Here is a 21,499-nt window from a genome sequence, read left to right on the forward strand (position 1 = left end):
ATGACCAGCACAGAAGACCGCGCGGCGTTCCTCGCCGCCCACGATGTTTCACGTGAAACATTGGCAAAGCTCGACATCATCGTCGCGACGCTCGACGAGTGGCGGACAAAGAGCAATCTGATCGGCCCAAAGGAGTGGCCTCAGATCTGGACGCGGCATGTCGGCGACTCGGTCCAGCTGCTCGACCGTATCCCGGATACCGCCCGCGTCGTGGACCTTGGATCAGGCGCCGGCTTTCCCGGGCTGATCATCGCAGCGGCCCGGCCAGCCGGCTATGTCACCATGATCGAGAGTGTCGGGAAGAAGTGCGCCTTCCTGCGCGCGGCCATCGAGGCCGCCGGTTTGCCGGCCGAGGTGTTCCAGGGACGGGTCGAATCCGCGCCGCCGATCGAGGCCGATTTTGTGACCGCCCGGGCCTTCGCGCCGCTGCCGAAGCTTCTGGATTATGCCGCGCCCTGGCTGTGCAAAGGTGCAACAGGGGTTTTCCCAAAGGGCGAACGCTGGAATGAGGAATTGACGGCAGCCCGGCAAAGGTGGAATTTCGCTTATCAAGCGATTCCAAGTCGCAGTGGTGGGTCCGGGGTAATCTTGATTGTGCGGGAGGCTGCGAGACGCCATGGCCAAGCCTAGAATATTTGCTGTTGTGAACCAGAAGGGCGGGGTCGGAAAAACGACCACGTCGATCAATCTCGGGACCGCTCTGGCCGCTGTCGGGCGCCGCGTCCTGATCGTCGACTTCGATGCCCAGGGCAACGCCTCGACCGGGCTCGGCATCTCGCGGGCCGAGCGCCTCAAGACGTCGTATGATCTTGTGGTCGACCGGATCCCGCTGGAGGAGGCCGTACTCTCCACCATCGTGCCGCGGCTCGACATCGTGCCCGGCGACGAAAACCTGTCGGGCGTCGAGACCGAGCTCGCCGGCGACGCCCACCGCTCATACCGCCTGAAGGAATCGCTGCAGGCCTATATCGCCCGCGCCGAGACCGGGGACCTCGTGAAATATGACTATGTGCTGATCGATTGCCCGCCTTCGCTGTCGGCCCTGACGGTCAACGCGATGACGGCATCCGACGCGTTGCTCGTTCCTTTGCAATGTGAATTCCTCGCGCTCGAAGGCTTGTCGCAACTCCTGCGCACCGTCGAGGTTGTCCGCTCCGGCCTCAACCCGACGCTCGAGATCCAGGGTGTCGTGCTGACCATGTATGACCGTCGCAATTCGCTGTCCGACCAGGTCGCCAACGAAGTGCGCTCCTTCTTCGGCTCGAAGGTCTACAACACCGTCATCCCGCGCAATGTCCGCCTGTCCGAGGCGCCCTCGTTCGGCAAGCCGGCGCTTCTTTATGATTATCGCTGCCCCGGCAGCGAGGCCTATATCCGCCTCGCCTCGGAAGTGCTGCAGCGTGAGAAGGCGAGGGTGGCATGAGCGCGGACCCCCAGGATGATGGCCGCAAGGTGTCGCGGCTCGGCCGGGGCCTCTCGGCCCTGATCGGCGAAGTCGAATCGATGGGCGTGCGTGCGCCTGCGGGTACTCCGCCCCCGGATGTTCCGCCTACGGAACGAGCCAACGAGATCCCGCTGGAGCAGATCCGCCGCAACCCGGCCCAGCCTCGGCGCACGTTTGACGATGCGGAGTTGCGCGAGCTTTCCGAGTCGCTGAAGACGAAGGGCGTGCTTCAGGCAATCCTCGTGCGGCCCGATCCGAAGGAAGCCGGCAAATTCCAGATCATCGCCGGTGAGCGCCGCTGGCGCGCCGCGCGCATGGCGGGCCTCACGCACATCCCGGCGGTCGTGCGCGAAGTTGACGATCTTGCCCTGCTCGAGATCGGCATCATCGAGAACGTGCAGCGCGCCGACCTCAACCCGATCGACGAGGCGGAAGCCTACGACGCGCTGGTCAAGCGCTTCGGCCGGACGCAGGACAGCCTGGCGGCCAGCGTCGGCAAGAGCCGCGTGCATATCTCGAACACGCTCCGCCTGCTCCAGCTTCCTGAGATGGCGCGCAAGCATGTCCGCGAAGGGCGCATCAGCGCCGGCCATGCACGGGCAGCCCTGGGCGGGGCCGACCCCGAAGCGTTGATCGAGCTTGCCATCGCGCGCGGCCTCAGCGTTCGCGAGCTTGAAGCCAAGGCCCGCGAGTCGCGCGACAACGTTCCGCTTGAGACGAAGTCCGCCGTGCCGGCGCCGGCCGCCGAGAAGGATGTCGATACCGAAGCGCTGGAAGCAGACCTGAGCCGCGAACTTGGCCTGGTGGTCGACATCCGGCATGGCAGGGCAGGGGGCGAGATCCGGATCAAGTACCGCGAGCTCGAACAGCTGGACGAGGTATGCAAGCGCCTCACCGCGAAACGCCGGCCTCCCGTCTAGCGACCCGCTTCGGCAACCCTTGCCAGATCGTTAATCAGTAGACGGACGATTGGCTCGGCCGTGGGGCCAGCTGTCTTGGCCTGGCGCTCGGCATCGTGGATCCGTTCCATGATCCGCATCAGGCGTTTCGGGGTCCAGGTGTTCATCCGTTTGCGGAAGGCCGGCCATTCATTCGGCCAGACCGGTGGGCGCAGGCTGCGGCCCGGATTGGCGTCGCCCGAAGCCGCCTTTTCATGCGCGCTCAGCATCCGGAGTGTTTCCATCTGCAGCGACCTCAGCACCGAGATCGGACTGGTGCCCACTTCGTTCAGACGGTCGAGCGCGCGGTGCGCATCCGCCGGCCGCCCGTCGAGCGCGGCGATCAGAACGCCGCCTATATCCTGGCGCAGGGTGGTGGCGGTGAGCTGGCGAATGTCGTCCTCGGACACGGCGCGGCCGAGGCCCCGGGCATAGAGCGCGAGTTTCTCGATCTCCGAATTGGCGATCGCGCGGTGTCCGGGCAGGTCGGCGCAAAACGCGTCCAGTGCCGCATCTTCGATCACGGCGCCTTCGGCGAGCAGGGCCGCGCGCACCCGTTCGCCGATGTCGCCGGCTTCCTCTGCGAAGAGCTGCAGGCAGGCCGTCCGCTTGGCCTTCTCCGCCGCGGAGCGCAGCTTGGACTTCGAGGCCAGCGACCCGGTTTCAATCACGAGCTTCGCGGCATACCGCCCCGGTTCGGTATCACCCGCCTCGATCGCCTCGATCAGGAGCGCGGCGATCTTGTCGCCGCTGGTGCGCACCCGGACGGCCCTCGGGTCACCGAGCAGGGACACCGCTTCCAGCGCGTCGAACAACAGGGACGGATCTTTCCGGATCGCGTCGTCGTCGAGCACAGTCACGTCCAGCGGCGTCTTCCCGCCCCAGGCGGCGAGGGCAGCCTGCACTGCGTCGGCCGCCAGGCCTTCATCTTCTGAAAAGGCGAGGATCGCCCAGACCTCGTCGCCGGGCCGCCGGGCAAAGCTTTCGGCTTGCCGGCCTTTGACCAGCATCAGCGGCTCGCGAACTGCAGGCGGATGTCGTCGGCGATACGTTTGGCGAGCACGCGCATGGCCCGGTCGGAGGCGCTGGTCTGGGCGGCGATGTCACCGAACGGCGAATCCGGGACGAGGAAGCCGGTCTCGACATCCACGCTGCCGCTGACCGAAACGCTTTCACCGCTCATCGTGTAGATGCCGGTCGCCAGGACGCTCGAGCGCGAGGCGGCGCCGTCCGGCTGGAAAGCGAGGCGCGAGAGCTGGTCGTTGAGGTCCACCGTCAGCGTGACATGCTCGGTCAGGCCCGGCACGCCGAGGGCCAGTTCCTGCAACAGGGCCTGGCGCAGCATGTGGCCCGCTCGGCCGCGGATCGTGGCGACCTCGATCAGGCCGCCATCGGCGACCTTGCCGTCCACCGGTGCGTAAACCGGCTGGAATCCGCAGGCGGCAAGGGAGGCGCCCGAACAGGCGACGAGCAAGGCGGCAGCGAGGCGTTTCATGCCACCACGATATTCACGATGCGTCCCGGCACGACAATGGTTTTCTTCACGTCCTTGCCGTCGATGAAGGCCTTCACCTCAGGCACCGCCCGGGCGGCGGCCTCTACGGCGTCGCTGGCAAGGCCCTTGTCGACCGTGATCTCGCCGCGCCGCTTGCCGTTCACCTGCACGGCCAGTGTGACGGTGTCGTCCTGGATCAGGGCCGCGTCGGCCTCAGGCCAGGGCGCTGCCGAAACAAGGCCAGCGCCGCCGATCCGCTCCCAGACGCTTTCGGCGAGGTGGGGCATGAACGGCGTAATGCACCGCGCCAGCATCGACAATGCTTCGGCGCGCGCCCCGATCAGGCCGTCGCCGGCTTCCGCCTTTTTCAGGGCGTTGACCCATTCATGCACCGAGGCAATCGCGGAGTTGAACCGGAATTCCTCGATCGCCTTGTCGATCGCCTTGGCCGCCTTGTGGCTCGTGCGGCGCAGCTCGATGGATGCCGCTTCCTCGCCGGGGGCAGGGAAGGGGCCTTCGGGCAGGCTGTCGGCGAGGCTCCAGATGCGCTGCGCAAACCGGCCGGCGCCTTCGACGCCGGACTGGGTCCACTCCACATCGCGTTCGGGCGGCGAATCCGACAGCACGAACCAGCGCGCGACATCGGCGCCATACGTGGCGACGATGGCGTCCGGGTCGACCGTGTTCTTCTTCGACTTCGACATCTTCTCGATGGCGCCGGCTTCGACATGATCGCCGGTTGCGATTTCGACCCAGTGATTGCCGCGTTTCTCGACCATGCCTGGCTCAAGCCAGCGGCCATCCGCGGCGCGGTAGGTCTCGTGCGTCACCATGCCTTGCGTGAACAGGCCGGCGAACGGCTCGCCCGAGGGCAGGTCCAGCTCGCCGCAATCGCGCATCGCCCGGGCGAAGGAGCGCGAATAGAGAAGGTGCAACACGGCATGTTCGACGCCGCCGATATATTGATCGACCGGCAGCCAGTAGGCGCGCTCGACCGGATCGCTGGCCGAAGCGAAGCGGGCATAATACCAAGAGCTGTCCACGAACGTGTCGAGCGTGTCGGTCTCCCGCCGCGCGGGCTTGCCGCAGGCCGGGCAGTCGACGTGTTTCCAGGTCGGGTGATGGTCGAGCGGGTTGCCCGGCTTGTCGAAGGTCACGTCATCCGGCAGGCGCAAGGGCAACTGGTTCTCCGGAACCGGCACCACGCCACAGGCATCGCAATAGATCACCGGGATCGGGCAACCCCAGTAACGCTGGCGCGAGAAGCCCCAGTCGCGCAGGCGGTAATTGACCGTACCCTGACCATGTTCCGACGCTTCCAGCTTCGAGATCGCCAGACGCTTCGCCTCGTCCACCGCCAACCCGTCCAGGAAATCCGAATTGTAGATGTGGCCCGGCCCCGTATAGGCCTTGTCATCGACGCGGAAATCCTCCGGCGCGGTGTCAGGCGGCAGCACGACCGGCGTGACCGGCAACCCGAACTTGCGGGCGAAATCGAGGTCGCGCTGGTCATGCGCCGGGCATCCGAAGATCGCGCCGCTGCCATAGCTCGACAGCACGAAGTTTGCCGACCAGACCGGCAGAGTGCGCGTCTCGTCGAAGGGATGGCGCACGCGCACGCCGAGATCGATGCCCAGCTTCGGCGCCTTCTCGATGGCTTCCTCGGATGTCCCGATTCGCGAGGCTTCGGCGATGAAGGCCGTCACATCCGCGCGTTCAGCCGCTATCGTGCGCGTCAGTGGATGGTCGGGGGCGAGCGCAATGAAGCTCGCGCCGAACAGGGTGTCCGGCCGCGTGGTGTAGACTTCGATCGGATCGACCGCGTGGTTTTGCCCGCTTCCAGAGCGCGCCTTCGCGAGAAAATCCGGAACTTCGGCGATATCCCACCAGACCAGCGCGCCTTCGGAGCGGCCGATCCAGTTTGCCTGCATCGTGCGCACTTTCTCCGGCCAGCGCTCAAGCTTCTGGACCTCCGTAAGCAGATCATCCGCATACGCCGTGATCCGGAAGAACCACTGCGTCAGTTCGCGCTGTTCGACCAGTGCGCCCGAACGCCAGCCGCGCCCGTCGATCACCTGTTCGTTGGCGAGCACGGTATTGTCGACCGGGTCCCAGTTCACCTTGGAGGCCTTGCGATAGACCAGACCCTTTTCCAGCAACTTCAGGAACAGGGCCTGCTGCGTGCCGTAGTATTCGGGATCGCAGGTCGCGAATTCGCGGCTCCAGTCCAGTGACAGGCCGAGCTTCTTGAACTGGGCGCGCATCGCGTCGATGTTCGCGTAGGTCCACTTGCCGGGCGCAATTCCGCGCTCCATCGCGGCGTTCTCGGCCGGCAGGCCGAACGCATCCCAGCCCATCGGGTGGAGCACGTTGTAGCCCTTGGCGCGCCGGTGGCGCGCCACCACGTCGCCCATCGCATAGTTGCGCACATGGCCCATGTGCAAGCGCCCCGACGGGTAGGGGAACATCTCGAGCACATAGGCTTTCGGCGCGTCGCCTGCTTCAGAGGGCGTGCGGGCGCGGAACAGGTCGGCAGAGGCCCAGGCGTCACGCCAGCGGGGCTCCGCAGCTTGCGGATCATATCGGGTGGCCATCAGCGGGCTCCCATCAAGACATCAGAAGGACAGGCGAAGTCCGGCGCTTTAGCCGATTTCGTTGGCCTTAAGAAGTCGGGCCCGTTCAAGAATCTTGTTCTCGAGCTGCTGGCCGGTCTCGGCGTCGACGCCGGCATCGGCCCAGGTGCCGTCCGTGTTGGTCTGGCGGTAGACGCTGACCTTCACGCCATCGGCGCGCAGGCGCGAGTCGAGGATGTAGACGGTCGCCTTGATGCGCTCGTTCGGGGCGCTGTCGAAGCTCTTCCAGTCATAGATGACGAGACCGCCCAGCGCGTCAGCGCTCTGCAGGGGCAGGGGGGCCATCGTGTCGAGCGTCGCGCGCCACAGGTACGGGTTCACCGCGCCCACGGATTCGGCCGCGGCGCTGGCGGCGCGGTCGGTTTTGCCGCCGGAAAGGCAGCCGCCCAGGGCGATCAACGCAGCAAAGGCGGCGGCAAGTGTCGGCTTCATCATCTGTATGTTCCCGCGTGCAAGACCTTGTTCACGGGGCGTGTATAACAAGGGGGGTGTGGCCTCGCCAGTCTCGTTCTGCGCATGGCCTTCACACGCAGATTCGCGAGGGAGTGCCGCCATGCGCCATCATCTGACAGGCCTGACGCTGGCCCTGGCGGCCCTCGCATCGCCGGCCGCCGCGCAGGATGTCTGGGACGATCCCGGCGGCATCGAGACCGCCGCGACTTATGAGACCGCCATCGTCGGCGCCACCGATGGCAGCGAGGCGCTGCTCTACACGGCGCGCGGCGCCTTCGAGATGAACTACGTGCTGCAGAATGGTGCGGAAGTCGGCTTTCGCGCCTCCGGCGGCCTCGACAAGGACAACCCGGGACGTGCGGGCTTCAGCGGCATTGTCGGCCCGGCCCAGCCGCTGACCGGTCCGGCCGGCGCCTTCACGGGCCTCGCCCGCGGCCCAGGTTTCGAGGATGCCGGCCCGCGCGGGCGCATCGAAACCGGATACATATATATAGAGGGCGGCTACGGCGAACTGCGCGCCGGCCTCGACGAGGGCGCCGCCACCCGCTTCTTCGAAGGCGCGCCGACGCTGTTCCGCTATGCCTCCCTCGCCAATCCGGCACTCGACCCGTCGGGCCTTTCCCTTGTGCGGACGGACCATGACCTGACCGGCCCGTCGCTGAAGGTCAGCTACGCCACGCCTCGCATCCTCGGCGTCCGGGCCGGCGTTTCGCTGACCCCAGAGGCGAATGCCCCGGGCCTTGACCGCGACCCCTCGCGCCTTGTCGGCGGCCAATCCGGCCCGCACATCGAAGACGCCCTCGAACTGGCACTGAATGTCTCGCGCCGCCTGCCGCGCAGCGGTGTGCGCATTCGCGCCGGCGCGGCGTGGAGCCAGGCGGACGCTTCGCAGGCGGCGCTGCCCGGGATCTATGACACGGTGGAAACCTGGTCGGCGGGCGGCTCGCTCGAGTTTTCGTCCTTCGCGCTGGGCGCGAGCTACCTCGACAGCACAAACGGATTCGCAGCGGCTGGAGATTATACGGCGCTCTCGGCTGCCCTGCGCGTCAACCTCGGCAAGTTCGACACAGGCCTCGAATATGCCGAGTCGGACGATGACGGCCTCGGCGCCGAATCAGACTCCATCGGCCTGTCGCTCGGGCGAAATCTTAACGAAAACATCCGCGTGGTGGGCGGCTGGCAGCGCCTCGATACACGCTACAGGGGAAATCCGGTGCCTTTGGCCCCGGAAACACGGGAAACTTCGGATGGTATTGTGATCGAAATCACACTCTCCGGTTAAAAGCCCGCCGTTTCCGAATGTTAATCTTCCATTAGGAACCCGCGCCCACTATTCTTGAAGTTCAGGAATTGGACATGCGCAATCGTTTCGCCCTCTCTTTTGCCTTCGCGGCGGCGGCCTTCTCGGCCCCGGCGATCGCACAGGTGAGCGCAGACGCCGACGCCATCCGCATCGAAGCGCCCACCCTGTCGGAAACCCCGGCGGCCCGAGCAGAATGGTATCGCCAGTTCTCGGAAGCCAAGCCGGCTGAAAACCGCCCGCAATGGCAGGCAGAGCCGAACCAGGACTTCTCCATGCGCCTCGGCGGCAATTCCCGCTGGGAGCTGAGCGTCGACAAGTTCACGCGCCTCGGCATCTCGCCACTGCCGCGCGAGGAAGTTCAGGCCGGCGCCACCTTCAAGATCACGCCCCGCTTCTCGGTCGGCGGCGAAGTCAGCATTCGCGCCGACGAGCTGAATGAGCTCAACGACTCCGCGCGCTGGGAAAACCAGGACGTCGAGGCCGGTATCCGGCTGAAGTCGGCCTTCAAGTTCTGATCGGCCCGAAGGGCTTCATTCCGTCCACAGCCGCCAGTCCCGCAACTTTTGCGGCGATTCCTGCCGTTTCAGCTGTGAGTCCGCCGAGCGCGTAGACCGGGCAGGGGGCCGCCCCGGCCAGCTGCCGCAGCCGCGCAGCGCCCAGCGCCGCCCCCGCGCTCGGGCTCGCCGAGGCAAATGCCGTCGACAGCACAACCGCATCCACCGGAAACCGTATAGCCGCCCGAAGCTCGCGCGCCGAATGGGCGCTCACCGTTTGCACCGCGAAGCGGGCTTGCCATTTGCGCGCTTCCCGGCGCAGCCGGTAGGGCCAGTGCACCCCATCCGCGCCCACTTCGACCGCCAGAAGCGGATCCGCGGCCACCATGAAGACAAGCCCCCGCCGATTGCAGAGCGCCGCGAGAGCCTGCGCAGTCCCGCGATGTCCTGGCGCCCCGAAATGCCGGTAAACCACGCCGAACCCGGCCGGCAGGCCGCCCGCGATGGCTAACGGGTCCGGCGTCCGCGCCGGATCGGTCAGAAAAAGGGCCGGGGGCAGGGCGGGCGGAAAATGCGCCCGCACCGCGCGGGCGGCGGCGATCAACTTGCGCTGCGGCCAGCTTTGGGGTTCTAGGCTCATCGACATGACCGATACGCCGGAACCCGGAATTTCCCAACGCCGCGCCGCGATCCTCGCCGAACTGGCAGGGGCTGCCACGCCGCCGCCTGTCCTCGTCGCCGTGTCGAAGTCACAGACCGGCGCGGCAATCGCCGAGCTTCTGGCAACCGGCCAGCGCGTATTCGGCGAGAACCGCGTGCAGGAAGCTTACGCCCACTGGGAAGGCAAACGCCGCGACTTTCCCGACCTTGAACTCCACCTGATCGGCCCCTTGCAATCGAACAAGTCCGAAGACGCCGTCCGTCTGTTCGACGTGATCCAGACGCTCGACCGGCCGAAACTTGCCGACGCGCTTGCCGCCGCGATGCAGAAGGCCGGCCGCCGGCCGCGCCTGATGATCCAGGTCAATACCGGCGAGGAGCCCCAGAAGGCCGGCGTTTCGCCCGGTGAACTTGGCGCGCTGCTCGCGTTTGCGCGCGCCGAAGCCGGTCTTGAGGTCGAAGGCCTGATGTGCATCCCGCCGGTCGGCGAACCGGCCGGTCCGCATTTCGCTCTGCTCGCCAAACTTGCCCGCGCACACGGCCTTTCCAGCCTGTCGATGGGGATGAGCGGCGACTATGCGCTCGCCGCCCGCTTCGGCGCCACGCATGTCCGGGTCGGCACCGCCCTGTTCGGCGACCGCGCCTAGGCCCGGATTTCCAGCACCGATCCACCCCCGGCAAGTTTCAGCACCGCCCTCAGGTCGCGCTCGGCCAGCGCAACGCAGCCCTCGGTCGGCGCCATGTTGTCCCGCGCCACATGCAGGAAGATCGCGCTGCCCCGTCCGGGCAGGGGAGGATCGTCATTATACCCCAGCTCCACGATCAAGTCGTAGAGCCCATCGGCGCGCCAGAGCCGCTCGGCGCTGCCATGGCAGGGCAGTGTGACCAGCCGGTTATAGGCCGGCGCCCGGGGGTCATCGCTCCATCCGTCGTCTGGCCGCAGCGCGATGACAGGCAGCCCGGTCTCCGGCGGCGGCCCCTTGTCCGGTCTGAAATAGACGCGGCGCAGGGGCCAGGACCCGGCGGGCGAGGCGCCGTCGCCCTCGCGTTTGCTGCGCGCGGCCACGACGCCGCCCTTGCCAAGCGTGCAGCGCAGCTCGAGGCCCGCTCCCTCGAACCGTCCGTCCGGATGGGCAGTAAAATGGCTTGCCAGCTGCGGCTCCCGGGATTGTTATTGGCGCCAAGGTATGCGCCGAACTATGCACGCGCTTCGCCGGGCGCCAAGTCGCGCCAGACGCCCAGGCCCCTGAAGACGCTCAAGGAATTTCGTGATGACCGGCAAGAAGCACATCCTCATCGTCGATGACGAGGCCGATTTCCGGGAAACCCTGTCCGAACAGTTCGAGCTCAGCGACGGCTTCGCGGTCTCCAGCGCCGGAACCGGCGAAGAGGCCCTGACGCTGGCCGCCGCACAGCGGGTCGATGTCATCGTGCTGGATGTCGACATGCCGGGCATCAACGGCATCGAGACGTGCCGCCGCCTGCGGGCGGCCGGCGTGCGCGCGCCGATCATCATGCTCACCGGCCGCACCGGCGAAGCCGATACGGTCGCCGGCCTCGATGCCGGCGCCAACGACTATGTCGCCAAGCCTTTCACCTTTTCCGTCCTGCTCGCCCGCGTGCGCGCCCAGCTGCGCAGTTTCGAGCAGACCGAGGACGCGACCTTCGAGATCGGGCCATACGAGTTCCGCCCGTCGACCAAGACGCTGCGCACCAAGGAAGGCAAGCGCATCCGCCTGACGGAGAAGGAAACCGAGATCCTGAAATACCTCTATCGCGCCGGTGGCCGGTCGGTGGCGCGCGAGACGCTGCTTTCGGAAGTCTGGGGCTACAACGCCGCCGTCACCACGCACACGCTCGAGACACATATCTACCGCCTTCGTCAGAAAGTGGAGCCGGACCCCTCAAACGCCCGCCTGCTGATGACCGATCCGGGCGGCTACCGCCTGCAGCCGTGATCGTCCGCCCGGCGACGCCCGCCGACTATGCCGTCCTCGCGGACCTCTGGTTCGACAGCTGGATGTCGATCGGCATCTCCAACGATACCGACCTCAGCCGCGAGGGCGTACGCGCGCGCTTCTACAATGACGCCGCAACGAAGTGGGACTTGTTCACAGCTGAGGACGGCGACCGCCTGCACGGTCTGCTCGCCCTCGTTCCCACGGAAGCCCGGATCGACCAGATCTTCGTCGACCCGGAAGGGAAGGGAACAGGCATCGGCCGCCTCCTTATGGACTATGCCAAGCGATGCTTGCCGGACGGCATCGTGCTTGTGACGCATACGGACAACCTGCGCGCCCGCGCCTTCTACACGCATCACGGCTTCACGCTCGAGCGGACCGAGGAAGACCCTGTCCACCGCCGCCAGAAATGCCACTATGCTTGGCGGCCGGGCAGCTAGGCTTTCACCTCAACACTGATCGGTGCGTGGTCGGAAGGTTTCCATCCGCCGCGCCAGGCGAGATGCACCTTGAAACTGTCGACCTTCGTGTCGGCCAGTGCGTCCTTGTTCGCCCAGATATGATCGAGCCTGCGGCCCTTGTTGGCCGCCGCCCAGTCCGCCGCGCGGTAGCTCCACCACGAATACAGCTTCTGCGATTCCGGCACCGCCAGACGCGCAATGTCGGCAAACCCGGCCACCTTGCGCCCGTCTTCCAGCCGCTCGGTTTCCTCCGGCGTGTGCGAGACGATCTTCAGCAGCTGCTTGTGCGACCAGACGTCATGCTCATGCGGGGCGACGTTGAGGTCGCCGACGAGGATACGCCGCGCGCCTTTCGGCAGCTTCTTGTAAGCCGGGCCCAGCCGGTCGAGGAAATCCAGCTTGTGGGCAAACTTGTCGTTCTCCGCCGGGTCGGGAATGTCGCCGCCGGCCGGCAGGTAGATGTTGTGGATCTCGAGGCCGTTCTTCAGCCGCGCCGCGATCACGCGCGCATGTCCTTCGCGGCAGAGGTCGGGGGCATCGATCTGCTCAAGCGGCACCCGCGAGGCAATCGCCACGCCGGCATGTCCGCCGCGTTGCCCGCGCATCAATACGTGGCCCAGCCCCATGTCCTTGAACACTTTCAGCGGAAACTCGCCGTCCTGGCATTTTGTCTCCTGCAGGCAGACGACGTCCGGCTTCTCGGCCGCAACGAAGCCTTCGACATTCGGCGCGCGCAGGCGCACGGAGTTGATGTTCCAGCTGACGATCTTGAGGGCTTTGGGCATAAGCCTGCCTAGCAGGGCAGCCCCAAACGTCAACGCGCCCGAACGCGGGGAGTTCGGGCGCGCCGGACGCTTCGGGGAGCGTCGTTATTTGACCTCGGCAAGAAGCCAGGGTCTCGGCGGTTTCGGAAGGTTCACAGCGGGGGGTCGGTGCTGCGCGAGGTTTCCTCATCCGTCGACAGTTGCATTAATGTCACTGCGCTGGGGATTCGCAAGTTAATTGGACGTAACACCCCTTGACCGGTCAGCGGTTGTCAAAATCCCGCAGGATGAACAGGCGCGGGTTGAGCTTGGCGCCCGTCTCGACATTGCTGAGCAGCACCGATGTGCTCCCGCCGCTGGCATCCACCGTGCGCCAGCCGGTCAGCGTGTTCTCGCTGCCAGACAGTATCAGCGTCAGCGTGCCTTCGGTCTCGCCCGACTTGTCGCGCACCGTGATGTTCGTCTTGCCGCCGCTGCGGCGCACATCGATCACTTCGGCCTGTGCCTCGAAATCCAGCTTGTCCGACAACAGCATCGACAGCGGCGTCGACGACAGCGGCACGCGGTCGGTGGTTTCCAGCTCGCTGTCCTGCAGCGCCACGGTCGTGCCGTTGCTCACCAGCACCAGCGGCACCGGGTCATCATAGTCGAACCGCACCTTGCCGGGGCGCGACAGGGCAAACTGGCCGGTCGAGAACGAGCCGTCCGGCGAATACTGCTCGAAATTGCCGCGCGCGGTCTTCACGCCCGCCAGCGCCTTGGAGGCTTCCTTCAGGATCTTGGTCCGCTCGGCGGCGCTCAGCGGCGCAGCGGCCTGCGCAGGGGCCGTCACGGCGGGGCTCGTCGGCACCTGTTTCAGGCCGATGGTCAGCGGCGCGCCCATGATCAGGGCGGCAGTGCTGATGCTGGCAATCAGGTTCATCATGTGTCCGGTCTCCTTGGTTGACCTTGGCCGAGGTCTACAGATAGTCGCCTGAACCCGGCCTAAACAGGGCGGTGGGCTGGCGTTTATGCAGAACGCCGCAACCGCTTGCAGAGTTTCGGCGGGCATCCCATCTTGCGCCCGTAAACTCAAGGGATACCCGATATGGCAACGGCAGGCCTCCAGCACACGATCGAAGGCACGGACCAGGGCTTCATGGCGGATGTCGTCGAAGCCTCGATGACGCAGCCCGTGATTGTCGACTTCTGGGCGCCGTGGTGCGGCCCCTGCCGCACGCTCGGCCCGGTCCTCGAGAAAGTCGTCGAGGGCAAGAAGGGCGCGGTGAAGCTCGTCAAGATCAACACCGAAGAGCATCAGGCCTATGCCAGCCAGCTCGGCGTGCGCTCGATCCCCGCCGTCTATGCCTTCCACAAGGGCCGCCCGGTCGACGGGTTCATGGGCGCGCTGCCGGAATCGCAGGTCTCCGCCTTCATCGAACGCCTCGTCGGCGGCACCGATAACGCACAGGTGATCGCCGAAGCGCTGTCGCAGGCCGAAGCCGCCAGCCAGGCCGGCGACATCGCGCTCGCCGCCGAAATCTGCGCCGCCATCCTCCAGGAAGAGCCCGAGAACGTGCCCGCCATCGCCGGTCTCGCCCGCTGCTATCTCGCCAATGGCGACAAGGAACGCGCCCTCGCCACGCTCGAGATGGTGCCTGAAGCCAAGAAGAACGAAAGCCTCGTGAAGGGCGTGCGCATGGCAATCGAAATGGCTGCCGAAGCGCCAGCCCCGACCGAACTCGACGCCGCCGTCTCTGCCGTCAACGCCAATCCCGGCGACCACGCCAAGCGTTTCGAACTCGCGGAACAGTACGCCGCGGCCGGGCGTTACAAGGACGCAGCGGATCATCTCCTGATCATCCTCTCGGCCAAGCTCGGCTGGGAAGACGGCAAGGCCAAGGACAAGCTGCTGCAGGTGTTCGAAGCGGCCGGCCCGACCGATCCGGTCACCATTGAAGGCCGCCGCCGCCTCTCGTCGCTGATGTTCGCCTGACTGCGGACGCCCGCACGGGCTTGTCCTTGAGGTTCGCCAGGAAGGACGCTGCCATGAGCCAGTACCACAAGACGACCGATCTTCCGGCGACGCTGGCGATTTTCCCGCTGCCGGGCGCGATGCTGTTCCCGCATTGGGAACTGCCGCTCAACATCTTCGAGCCGCGCTACCTCAACATGATCGACGACGCGATGCGCGGCGACCGGATGATCGGAATGGTGCAGACCCTCGGCGGTCCGCGCGAACGTCCGGACATCGCGCAGGTCGGCTGCGCCGGGCGCATCACCCGCTACAGCGAAACCGACGACGGCCGCTACCTGATTACGCTCAGCGGCATCTGCCGCTTCCGCGTCGCGCGCGAACAGGCCGTCACCACGCCCTACCGGAAGGTCACGCCCGACTGGGCGGTGTTTGCCGCGGACCTGCAGCCGGCCTCGGAGTCCGGCCTGCCGCCGCGCACCCGCCTCGTCAGCGCGCTGCGCACCTACATCGCCGCGCTCGGCCTCGATGCCGACTGGAGCGCCGTCGAGGACGCACCGATGGAAACGCTCGTCCACGCTCTTGCCGCGGGCTGTCCGTTCGAGGCAGCAGAGAAACAGGCGCTGCTGGAAGCCCCGTCGCTGGCCGACCGGGCCCGCACGCTCATCACCCTGCTTGAGATCGATGGCCGGGGCGGCGATACTGGACCCCTGCAATAGGATTCCGCCATGAGCGACCCCGGCCCCGACGCCCCGCCCAGCCCGCATGCGCCGCCTTCCGGCGTCGATCCGCGCCTGCTGGAACTGCTGATCTGCCCGCTGACGCGCCAGCCGCTGGTTTACGACCGCACGGCGAATGAGCTGGTGTCGAAGAAGGCGCGCCTTGCCTATCCGATCCGCGGCGGCATTCCGATCATGCTGGCGGAAGAAGCCCGTGACCTCGACCTGCCGGCCGCGCCGGAAGGGGAGGAGGGGGGCGAATGAGCGCGCTCGCCTGGCCCGCACGGCTTACCTTCCGCGCCGGCGCGCAGGAAATGTTCGCCGAGTTCGACGACGGCGCGTCCGGCATCGTTTCCTACAAGCGCCTGCGTGCGGAAAGTCCGTCTGCGGAGGTGCAGGGTCACGGGCGCGGCCCCAGGCCGCCGCAGCCCCCGGTGCCGGAAGACATCCGTGTGCTGAAGGCCGAGCCGGTCGGGCGCTATGCCGTCCGCATCTTCTTTTCGGATGGCCACTCCAGCGGCCTCTACACCTGGAACATCCTCCGCGCCCTGACGGTCGGCGACTGACCGCAGGCAGCGCCTAGCGCATCAGGCTCGGCAGATGGTCCTGGTCGGCGCTCGCCTGCCTGGCCAGCAGCTTGCGAAGCGGCGCCACGCGGTTGGCCGCTGTCAGGGCAAGCCCGCGCAGGCCCTTGAGCATGGCATTGTCGTTCGAGAAGGCCCGGTCGATGAGGTCCATGGTCATCGCCGTCAGGTTCGAATCGAACCGGCGCCAGTCCTGGTAGCGGGCCAGCACCGTGTCGCTGCCCGGATCAAGGCCCGTCTCGCGCGCCTCCGTCATCACGTCGATCAGTGCGGCGGCATCTTTAAAGCCTAGGTTCAGGCCTTGCCCGGCCAGCGGATTGATCCGCCGCGCCGCGTCGCCCAGCAGCGCGGTGCGCGGCCCGGTCATGGTCCGGGCAATCTGCATCACCAGCGGATAGGCGAGGGGAGGGCCCGCGAGGTGCATCTCACCGGCAAAGTGCGCGAACCGGGCATTGAGTTCAGCCTCGATGGCGTCTTTCGGAAGCTTGGCCAGCGCTTCGGCCGCGCCGGACTTCATGTACCAGGCAAGGTTCGCCCGGTCGCCGGGCAGGGGCAGCGTCGCGAACGGGCCTTCCGGCGTGAACAGCTGGCGGGCGATCCCGCCATGTGGCCGGCTCAGGGACACATCGGCAGCGAACACCGACTTGCGATAGTCGCGTCCTTCCGAGCGGATGCCGAGCGCGGTGCGCACCGCCGAATGGATCCCGTCGCAGGCCGCCACCAGACCTGCCTTCAGGGTGCGCCCGTCTTCGAGGTCCAGCTCGGCCCCTGCAGGGCCCGTCCGCATGCCCGAAAACCGTGCACCGCGCAGCCAAGTCAGGTTGGCCGTGCCACCGGCCACCCGGTCCAGCGCAGCCTGCAGGGCGCCGGCGGGCACCATCTGACCCAGCGCTTCACCGTCTGTGCCAGCCGGGAGGTCGCCGGTTGAGAACGCGGCATGCGGCGCGCCGAACCAGTGTGTGCCGCCGTCTTCGGCGTCCAGCCCGTTGAGCGGCGTCGTGGTGCCGGCAAGGTCGCCCTCGATCCCGGCGGCGCACAACAGCCGCCAGCTGCCCCGCACGATCGCGAAAGTCCTTGTATCTGCAGCATTTGTTGCAGAGGCGGGCCGCCCATCGACGAGCGCAACCGTGAAGCCTGCGCGCGCCGCCAGCACCGCCAGCGATGTGCCGACCGGACCCGCGCCGACGACGGCGAGGTCGAATTGCGAAGGCAGGCTGATGTCGGTTTCACCCATATGAATGAGGTAGCGATGCTGCACTGCGGCGTCCAGCGGTGGCATCGAATTGGGCGTTTGGCCGCAAGCGTGCACAACCTTTAGCCAACCGGCCCCGGAATCGGGCGCGGCAAGTGTCTGCCGTGCGACTTTTTCGGGCAGGCGAAATCATATCGGCTCCGGGAGAGCGCGGGGGGTCCCGAGCTCTGCAGGACCGAAACAGACAGAAGGAGGGGCCCATGGGCCGATTGACTGGATTACTGATCCGCGGGGCGACACTTGCGCCGCTGTCACTGCTCACGACGGGTGTGGTGTGGGCGCAGGAGGCGGCGCCGCTGACACTGGAAGAACGCCTGGCAGCACTCGAAACCGCAACCGCCGTGCCGGCCTATGTGGACAACAGCTACCTGTTCCTGATCGGCGGCCTCGTCGTCATGTTCATGGCCGCCGGGTTCTGTATGCTCGAGGCGGGCCTCGTGCGCTCCAAGAACGCCGCGATGCAGTCGATGAAGAACGTGCTGCTGTTCGCCGTCGCCGGCCTGATGTTCTGGCTCACTGGCTACAACCTCGCCTATCCGGGCGACGCCACGCTGATGACCGGCCTCCTGCCCACCAATCTCGCCATCTGGTCGCCGGCCCCGCTGGAGGAAGCCAATGGCGGCTACTCCTCGGGCTCCGACTGGTTCTTCCAGATGGTGTTCGTCGCCACCGCGGCCTCGATCGTGTCCGGCACCGTTGCCGAGCGCGTGAAGCTGATGCCGTTCCTCCTGTTCACCGTTGTCCTCACCGGCGTCATCTATCCGGTGGTCGTGTCGTGGGAATGGGGCGGCGGCTACCTTGACGCCCAGTGGGGCTTCTCGGACTTCGCCGGCTCGACCCTGGTGCACTCCGTCGGCGGCTGGGCAGCCCTTGCAGGCGCCCTGATCATCGGCCCGCGCACCGGCAAGTATTTCGGCAAGAACGTCAACCCGATGCCGGGCTCCAACATCCCGCTCGCCGCCCTCGGCACGCTGATCCTGTGGCTCGGCTGGTTCGGCTTCAACGGCGCCTCGCAGCTCGCTGCCGGCACCATCACCGACATCAACTCCGTCTCGATCATCTTCGTGAACACGAACATGGCCGCTGTCGGTGGTTGCCTCGCCGCGGCCGTCACCACCGCCGTGCTCTACAAGGGCAAGATCGACGCCACGATGGTCTTCAACGGTGTCATCGCGGGCCTCGTCTCGATCACGGCTGAACCGCTCACCCCGACCATCGGCCAGGCCGTCCTGATCGGCGCTGTTGGCGGTGTCTTCGTGGTCCTCGCCGTGCCGCTGCTCGACAAGCTGAAGATCGACGACGTCGTCGGCGCCATCCCGGCCCACCTTGTGTGCGGCATCTGGGGCACCATGATCGTCCCGCTGTCGCATGGCGGCGCGATTGGCCCGAACGAAGCCGGCGACCCGAGCTATCTCGGCCAGGCGGTCGGCGTCGGCCTCACGGCGGTGTTCGTCCTCGCAGCCTCTACGGTTGTCTGGCTCGTCCTCAAGTTCACCCTCGGCGTGCGCGCCAGCGAGGAAGACGAGATGATGGGCATGGACCGCGCAGAGGTCGGCCTCGAAGCCTACCCGGAATTCTCCAACCGATAGGCGGGAGCTTTTCCGAAACCTTACCGGGCGCCCCGGCGGAGTGATCCGCCGGGGCGTCTTCGCATGTAGAAGAATTAACTCGGCCGAATCCCGCAGATTCCGCGCATGTGACGGTAAAAACATGGGAATTCCACAGGCTGTGTTTGCCGGGTGTTAAGCCTAACCCGCCAAAGCTGTCGTTCCGTCTCTCGCAAACCCGGAGCGCTTCCCCTCATGAAGAATACTGCCATCGGAGATGAAGAGCTGCGCACGGTGAGTGATCCGGTCTGGCGGATCCTCACGGGTGCCGCTGCCTTTGGGGCAGGGGTCTTCGTCTGCGGCAGCGTCGGCTCCTATGTGCCGTCCGATCCGAGCTGGAATGCCGCCACCGGCGCCGATGTGCAGAACCTGTTCGGCTCGGCCGGCGCAGTGTTCGCCGATATCGCCCGCCAGATCCTCGGCTGGTCCGGCTGGATCGCCGGGCTTGCCCTGATGATCGGCGGCGCCATGCGCGCCGTGCTCGTCGGCAAGCCGCGCATCCGCCGCTGGGTTTACGGCCTCGTCGGCGTGCCGCTGTCCGCCGCCGCCTTCGCCGCCTGGCCTGTCCCGGAAACCTGGCCGCTCAGCGCCGGTCTCGGCGGCATGTTCGGCGACGGTGTGTTCAATCTCGCGGTCCTGCCGTTCCGCGCCCTGATGCTGCCCGCCCCGGAAAGCTGGGCCGGCTTCCTGCTCGGCGCCTGCGCCCTCTGGGCCGGCCTCTCCGCCCTCGGCTTCCAGCGCCGCGACGCGGTCCTCCTCCAGGAAACCGCCGCCCGCTCCGGCAAGCACGCCGCCGTCGGCGCGGCCGGTGTCGGCGGCTTCCTCATCCGCATCGGCCACCAGCTTTCCGCCCAGCGCCCGGTGCGCATGGAAGAAGGCGCCGCCCCCTCCGGCGACCGCACGCTCGTCATCAAGCATGACGACGACTATCTCCCGTCCTCGCGCTACCTGCCGCAGGACGACGAGGACGAAGACGACAGCCGCTATGGCGCCTCGGCCTGGGACGATGACGACGAGGCCGGCGAGGACGACGACACGCCCGCCACCGTTCCGGCGCCCGGCCTGCGCTTCGCCGTGCCCCGCCACCAGCCGAAGACCACCGCCAGCCCGAAAGTCTCGAAGCCCGAGCGCCGCCGCACCTCGACGCGCCTGCCGTCGCTCAACCTCCTGCAGGTCCCGCCGGAGCGCCGCGAGACGTTCGACGAGGACGCGCTCCTCGCCAAGGCCGCGCGCCTGTCGGAAGTCCTGAAGGAATTCGGCATCCAGGGCCGCATCAAGGAAGTGCGTCCGGGCCCGGTCATCACCCTGTTCGAAATGGAGCCCGCCCCCGGCGTGAAGTCCTCCCGCGTCATCACGCTGGCTGACGATATCGCCCGCTCGATGTCCGCCGTCTCGGCCCGCGTCGCGGTTGTCCCCGGCAAGAACGCCATCGGCATCGAACTGCCGAACGACGAGCGCGAGACCGTCTATCTCCGCTCGATTCTTCAGTCCGAAGCCTATGTGAACTCCCGCGCCACGCTGCCCGTTGCGGTCGGCGAGGACATCGGCGGCATGCCCACCGTGCTCGACCTTGCCCGCATGCCTCACCTGCTCGTCGCCGGCACCACCGGCTCGGGCAAGTCGGTCGGCGTCAACGCCATGATCCTGTCGCTGCTCTACCGCCACACGCCCGAGCAGGTCCGCTTCATCATGATCGACCCGAAGAAGCTCGAATTCACCGTCTATGAAGGCATCCCGCACCTCCTCGCCCCGGTCATCACCAAGGCGCCGGAAGCCGTCAACGCGCTCAAATGGGCCGTGCGCGAAATGGAAAGCCGCTACGAGCTGATGTCCAAGGCAGGCGTGCGCAACCTGGCCGGCTTCAACGAGAAGGCCGCCAAATACCGCGCCGCCGGAGAACAACTCGTCAGCCGCGCGCCGACCACCGGCGACAGCGAAATCCTGCCGATCGACCATATCCCGCAGATCGTCGTCGTGATCGACGAGATGTCGGACCTGATGGTCGTCGCCGGCAAGGAGATCGAAGGCTGCCTCCTGCGCCTCGCACAGATGGCCCGCGCTGCCGGCATCCACCTGATCACCGCCACGCAGCGTCCGTCCGTGGACGTCATCACCGGCACGATCAAGGCGAACTTCCCGACCCGTATCTCCTACATGGTGACCAACAAGGTCGACAGCCGCACCATCCTCAACGAGCAAGGCGCCGAACAGCTGCTCGGCCACGGCGACCTCCTGCACCAGGAACCCGGCAAGAAAACCCAGCGCCTGCACGGTCCCTTCGTCTCCGACGAGGAAGTCTGCGCGGTGGCCGACTGGCTGCGCGAGCAGGGCGAGCCGGACTATGTCATGGACGTGCTCGAATCCGCCGATGACGGCTCCACCGGCTCGCCGGTCATGGATGCCATGCTCGGCATGGGCGATGGCAGCTCCGGCGGCGGCGGTGACGACGACAACGCGCTCTTCTCCGAAGCCGTCCAGGTCGTCATCCGCGACCAGCGCGCCTCCACTTCCTATCTCCAGCGCCGCCTCAAGGTCGGTTACAACAAGGCCGCGGGCCTGATCGACCGGCTCGAGGAAGAGGGCGTCATCTCCGCCCCCAACCATGCCGGCAAACGCGAAGTCCTCACCAAGGGCAAGAACGCCGCCTAGGGCGCGTCAGCAACAAGCTTTGGTGGGCACAAAGATAAGGGCTCCCGACCTCCCGCAGATGGAGGCGGGAGCCCGGTTCGTTTGTACACGGACACCCCCAACCCCTCTCCCTCCGGGAGAGGAGGGGC

Annotated in this window: 23 protein-coding genes; 14 read left to right on the plus strand and 9 right to left on the minus strand. The window is 66.8% G+C overall.

The genetic code is table 11. The features are described 5' to 3' along the window. From rsmG to IPK75_06305, 3 genes are read left to right on the plus strand one after another with little or no spacing between them, the layout of a single operon-like run. On the plus strand, window positions 1-630 hold the full coding sequence (rsmG, locus tag IPK75_06295) for a 16S rRNA (guanine(527)-N(7))-methyltransferase RsmG (GenBank protein ID MBK8197961.1): 630 nt from the start codon (window positions 1-3) through the stop codon (window positions 628-630). After that, the gene (locus IPK75_06300; GenBank protein ID MBK8197962.1) at window positions 617-1,423 is read left to right on the plus strand and encodes a ParA family protein; all 807 of its coding nucleotides are present in this window, start codon (window positions 617-619) and stop codon (window positions 1,421-1,423) included. Before rsmG ends, IPK75_06300 begins: the two co-directional genes overlap by 14 nt. After that, window positions 1,420-2,364 carry a ParB/RepB/Spo0J family partition protein gene (locus IPK75_06305; protein MBK8197963.1) on the plus strand — a complete coding sequence of 315 codons (945 nt, stop codon included), beginning with the start codon at window positions 1,420-1,422 and terminating at the stop codon, window positions 2,362-2,364. Before IPK75_06300 ends, IPK75_06305 begins: the two co-directional genes overlap by 4 nt. Here IPK75_06305 and holA read toward each other — a convergent pair. From holA to IPK75_06325, 4 genes are read right to left on the minus strand one after another with little or no spacing between them, the layout of a single operon-like run. Further along, window positions 2,361-3,392, minus strand: coding sequence for a DNA polymerase III subunit delta (holA, locus tag IPK75_06310; GenBank protein MBK8197964.1), 1,032 nt, complete (start codon window positions 3,390-3,392; stop codon window positions 2,361-2,363). The two genes, IPK75_06305 and holA, sit on opposite strands and share 4 nt — an antisense overlap. After that, window positions 3,392-3,877, minus strand: a complete 486-nt coding sequence (locus IPK75_06315) for a hypothetical protein (protein MBK8197965.1) — start codon at window positions 3,875-3,877, stop codon at window positions 3,392-3,394. Before IPK75_06315 ends, holA begins: the two co-directional genes overlap by 1 nt. Beyond that, complete coding sequence (locus IPK75_06320; GenBank protein ID MBK8197966.1) at window positions 3,874-6,471, minus strand: leucine--tRNA ligase; 2,598 nt, start codon at window positions 6,469-6,471, stop codon at window positions 3,874-3,876. The genes IPK75_06315 and IPK75_06320 overlap by 4 nt, the downstream gene beginning before the upstream one ends. Window positions 6,472-6,519: 48 nt before the next feature. Beyond that, window positions 6,520-6,945, minus strand: coding sequence for a DUF3576 domain-containing protein (locus IPK75_06325; protein ID MBK8197967.1), 426 nt, complete (start codon window positions 6,943-6,945; stop codon window positions 6,520-6,522). Window positions 6,946-7,063: 118 nt separating this feature from the next. Between IPK75_06325 and IPK75_06330 the strand changes: the two genes are divergently transcribed. Both IPK75_06330 and IPK75_06335 read left to right on the plus strand, forming a co-directional pair. Continuing rightward, a complete protein-coding gene (locus IPK75_06330; GenBank protein MBK8197968.1) occupies window positions 7,064-8,245 on the plus strand; it encodes a porin in 1,182 nt (393 codons plus the stop codon). A 74-nt stretch (window positions 8,246-8,319) separates the two neighbouring features. Continuing rightward, the gene (locus IPK75_06335; protein MBK8197969.1) at window positions 8,320-8,781 is read left to right on the plus strand and encodes a hypothetical protein; all 462 of its coding nucleotides are present in this window, start codon (window positions 8,320-8,322) and stop codon (window positions 8,779-8,781) included. Here the strand turns inward: IPK75_06335 and IPK75_06340 are convergent. Beyond that, the gene (locus tag IPK75_06340; GenBank protein ID MBK8197970.1) at window positions 8,771-9,400 is read right to left on the minus strand and encodes a thiamine phosphate synthase; all 630 of its coding nucleotides are present in this window, start codon (window positions 9,398-9,400) and stop codon (window positions 8,771-8,773) included. The two genes, IPK75_06335 and IPK75_06340, sit on opposite strands and share 11 nt — an antisense overlap. Before the next feature lie 4 nt (window positions 9,401-9,404). Between IPK75_06340 and IPK75_06345 the strand changes: the two genes are divergently transcribed. Beyond that, the gene (locus tag IPK75_06345) at window positions 9,405-10,067 is read left to right on the plus strand and encodes a YggS family pyridoxal phosphate-dependent enzyme (GenBank protein MBK8197971.1); all 663 of its coding nucleotides are present in this window, start codon (window positions 9,405-9,407) and stop codon (window positions 10,065-10,067) included. Here IPK75_06345 and IPK75_06350 read toward each other — a convergent pair. After that, window positions 10,064-10,573 carry a L,D-transpeptidase family protein gene (locus IPK75_06350; GenBank protein MBK8197972.1) on the minus strand — a complete coding sequence of 170 codons (510 nt, stop codon included), beginning with the start codon at window positions 10,571-10,573 and terminating at the stop codon, window positions 10,064-10,066. The genes IPK75_06345 and IPK75_06350 overlap by 4 nt on opposite strands. Window positions 10,574-10,691: 118 nt before the next feature. On the opposite strand from IPK75_06350, the gene IPK75_06355 reads away from it, so the two are divergent. After that, window positions 10,692-11,378: a response regulator transcription factor gene (locus IPK75_06355; GenBank protein ID MBK8197973.1), complete on the plus strand. Its 687-nt coding sequence runs from the start codon at window positions 10,692-10,694 to the stop codon at window positions 11,376-11,378. Beyond that, entirely contained in the window at window positions 11,375-11,821 is a 447-nt protein-coding gene (locus IPK75_06360) for a GNAT family N-acetyltransferase (GenBank protein MBK8197974.1), read from the plus strand. Before IPK75_06355 ends, IPK75_06360 begins: the two co-directional genes overlap by 4 nt. Here IPK75_06360 and IPK75_06365 read toward each other — a convergent pair. Both IPK75_06365 and IPK75_06370 read right to left on the minus strand, forming a co-directional pair. Continuing rightward, window positions 11,818-12,627 carry an exodeoxyribonuclease III gene (locus tag IPK75_06365; protein ID MBK8197975.1) on the minus strand — a complete coding sequence of 270 codons (810 nt, stop codon included), beginning with the start codon at window positions 12,625-12,627 and terminating at the stop codon, window positions 11,818-11,820. The two genes, IPK75_06360 and IPK75_06365, sit on opposite strands and share 4 nt — an antisense overlap. A gap of 241 nt (window positions 12,628-12,868) precedes the next feature. Further along, window positions 12,869-13,531 (minus strand): outer-membrane lipoprotein carrier protein LolA, encoded by a 663-nt coding sequence (locus IPK75_06370; GenBank protein MBK8197976.1) that lies wholly within the window; start codon window positions 13,529-13,531, stop codon window positions 12,869-12,871. Window positions 13,532-13,693: 162 nt separating this feature from the next. Here IPK75_06370 and IPK75_06375 point away from each other — a divergent pair, with 162 nt between their 5' ends. Genes IPK75_06375 through IPK75_06390 form a run of 4 tightly spaced genes read left to right on the plus strand, consistent with a single transcriptional unit; the run spans window position 13,694 to window position 15,845 of the window. Further along, entirely contained in the window at window positions 13,694-14,581 is an 888-nt protein-coding gene (locus tag IPK75_06375; protein ID MBK8197977.1) for a co-chaperone YbbN, read from the plus strand. A gap of 53 nt (window positions 14,582-14,634) precedes the next feature. Beyond that, window positions 14,635-15,279 carry an LON peptidase substrate-binding domain-containing protein gene (locus IPK75_06380; protein MBK8197978.1) on the plus strand — a complete coding sequence of 215 codons (645 nt, stop codon included), beginning with the start codon at window positions 14,635-14,637 and terminating at the stop codon, window positions 15,277-15,279. A 9-nt stretch (window positions 15,280-15,288) separates the two neighbouring features. Beyond that, window positions 15,289-15,543 carry a Trm112 family protein gene (locus IPK75_06385; protein MBK8197979.1) on the plus strand — a complete coding sequence of 85 codons (255 nt, stop codon included), beginning with the start codon at window positions 15,289-15,291 and terminating at the stop codon, window positions 15,541-15,543. Continuing rightward, the gene (locus tag IPK75_06390) at window positions 15,540-15,845 is read left to right on the plus strand and encodes a DUF971 domain-containing protein (protein ID MBK8197980.1); all 306 of its coding nucleotides are present in this window, start codon (window positions 15,540-15,542) and stop codon (window positions 15,843-15,845) included. Before IPK75_06385 ends, IPK75_06390 begins: the two co-directional genes overlap by 4 nt. A gap of 13 nt (window positions 15,846-15,858) precedes the next feature. On the opposite strand, the gene IPK75_06395 is transcribed toward IPK75_06390, so the two are convergent. After that, window positions 15,859-17,097: an FAD-dependent monooxygenase gene (locus tag IPK75_06395; protein ID MBK8197981.1), complete on the minus strand. Its 1,239-nt coding sequence runs from the start codon at window positions 17,095-17,097 to the stop codon at window positions 15,859-15,861. Between the two features lie 218 nt (window positions 17,098-17,315). Here IPK75_06395 and amt point away from each other — a divergent pair, with 218 nt between their 5' ends. Both amt and IPK75_06405 read left to right on the plus strand, forming a co-directional pair. Continuing rightward, window positions 17,316-18,704 carry an ammonium transporter gene (amt, locus tag IPK75_06400; protein ID MBK8197982.1) on the plus strand — a complete coding sequence of 463 codons (1,389 nt, stop codon included), beginning with the start codon at window positions 17,316-17,318 and terminating at the stop codon, window positions 18,702-18,704. Between the two features lie 213 nt (window positions 18,705-18,917). Next, complete coding sequence (locus tag IPK75_06405) at window positions 18,918-21,371, plus strand: DNA translocase FtsK 4TM domain-containing protein (GenBank protein MBK8197983.1); 2,454 nt, start codon at window positions 18,918-18,920, stop codon at window positions 21,369-21,371. Window positions 21,372-21,499 lie beyond the last annotated feature (128 nt).

It is taken from the genome of Acidobacteriota bacterium, from assembly GCA_016712445.1.
Classification (GTDB): domain Bacteria; phylum Pseudomonadota; class Alphaproteobacteria; order Caulobacterales; family Hyphomonadaceae; genus Hyphomonas.

Bases quoted from the DNA above. Each gene is read 5' to 3' on its own strand.
- IPK75_06390 (MBK8197980.1), top strand. From the start codon at position 15,540: ATGAGCGCGCTCGCCTGGCCCGCACGGCTTACCTTCCGCGCCGGCGCG.
- IPK75_06365 (MBK8197975.1), bottom strand. From the start codon at position 12,627: ATGCCCAAAGCCCTCAAGATCGTCAGCTGGAACATCAACTCCGTGCGC.
- IPK75_06340 (MBK8197970.1), bottom strand. From the start codon at position 9,400: ATGAGCCTAGAACCCCAAAGCTGGCCGCAGCGCAAGTTGATCGCCGCC.
- IPK75_06335 (MBK8197969.1), top strand. From the start codon at position 8,320: ATGCGCAATCGTTTCGCCCTCTCTTTTGCCTTCGCGGCGGCGGCCTTC.
- IPK75_06305 (MBK8197963.1), top strand. From the start codon at position 1,420: ATGAGCGCGGACCCCCAGGATGATGGCCGCAAGGTGTCGCGGCTCGGC.
- IPK75_06370 (MBK8197976.1), bottom strand. From the start codon at position 13,531: ATGATGAACCTGATTGCCAGCATCAGCACTGCCGCCCTGATCATGGGC.
- IPK75_06380 (MBK8197978.1), top strand. From the start codon at position 14,635: ATGAGCCAGTACCACAAGACGACCGATCTTCCGGCGACGCTGGCGATT.
- IPK75_06320 (MBK8197966.1), bottom strand. From the start codon at position 6,471: ATGGCCACCCGATATGATCCGCAAGCTGCGGAGCCCCGCTGGCGTGAC.
- IPK75_06325 (MBK8197967.1), bottom strand. From the start codon at position 6,945: ATGATGAAGCCGACACTTGCCGCCGCCTTTGCTGCGTTGATCGCCCTG.
- IPK75_06355 (MBK8197973.1), top strand. From the start codon at position 10,692: ATGACCGGCAAGAAGCACATCCTCATCGTCGATGACGAGGCCGATTTC.
- IPK75_06300 (MBK8197962.1), top strand. From the start codon at position 617: ATGGCCAAGCCTAGAATATTTGCTGTTGTGAACCAGAAGGGCGGGGTC.
- IPK75_06375 (MBK8197977.1), top strand. From the start codon at position 13,694: ATGGCAACGGCAGGCCTCCAGCACACGATCGAAGGCACGGACCAGGGC.
- amt (MBK8197982.1), top strand. From the start codon at position 17,316: ATGGGCCGATTGACTGGATTACTGATCCGCGGGGCGACACTTGCGCCG.
- IPK75_06330 (MBK8197968.1), top strand. From the start codon at position 7,064: ATGCGCCATCATCTGACAGGCCTGACGCTGGCCCTGGCGGCCCTCGCA.
- IPK75_06345 (MBK8197971.1), top strand. From the start codon at position 9,405: ATGACCGATACGCCGGAACCCGGAATTTCCCAACGCCGCGCCGCGATC.
- IPK75_06395 (MBK8197981.1), bottom strand. From the start codon at position 17,097: ATGGGTGAAACCGACATCAGCCTGCCTTCGCAATTCGACCTCGCCGTC.
- rsmG (MBK8197961.1), top strand. From the start codon at position 1: ATGACCAGCACAGAAGACCGCGCGGCGTTCCTCGCCGCCCACGATGTT.
- IPK75_06405 (MBK8197983.1), top strand. From the start codon at position 18,918: ATGAAGAATACTGCCATCGGAGATGAAGAGCTGCGCACGGTGAGTGAT.
- IPK75_06385 (MBK8197979.1), top strand. From the start codon at position 15,289: ATGAGCGACCCCGGCCCCGACGCCCCGCCCAGCCCGCATGCGCCGCCT.
- IPK75_06315 (MBK8197965.1), bottom strand. From the start codon at position 3,877: ATGAAACGCCTCGCTGCCGCCTTGCTCGTCGCCTGTTCGGGCGCCTCC.
- holA (MBK8197964.1), bottom strand. From the start codon at position 3,392: ATGCTGGTCAAAGGCCGGCAAGCCGAAAGCTTTGCCCGGCGGCCCGGC.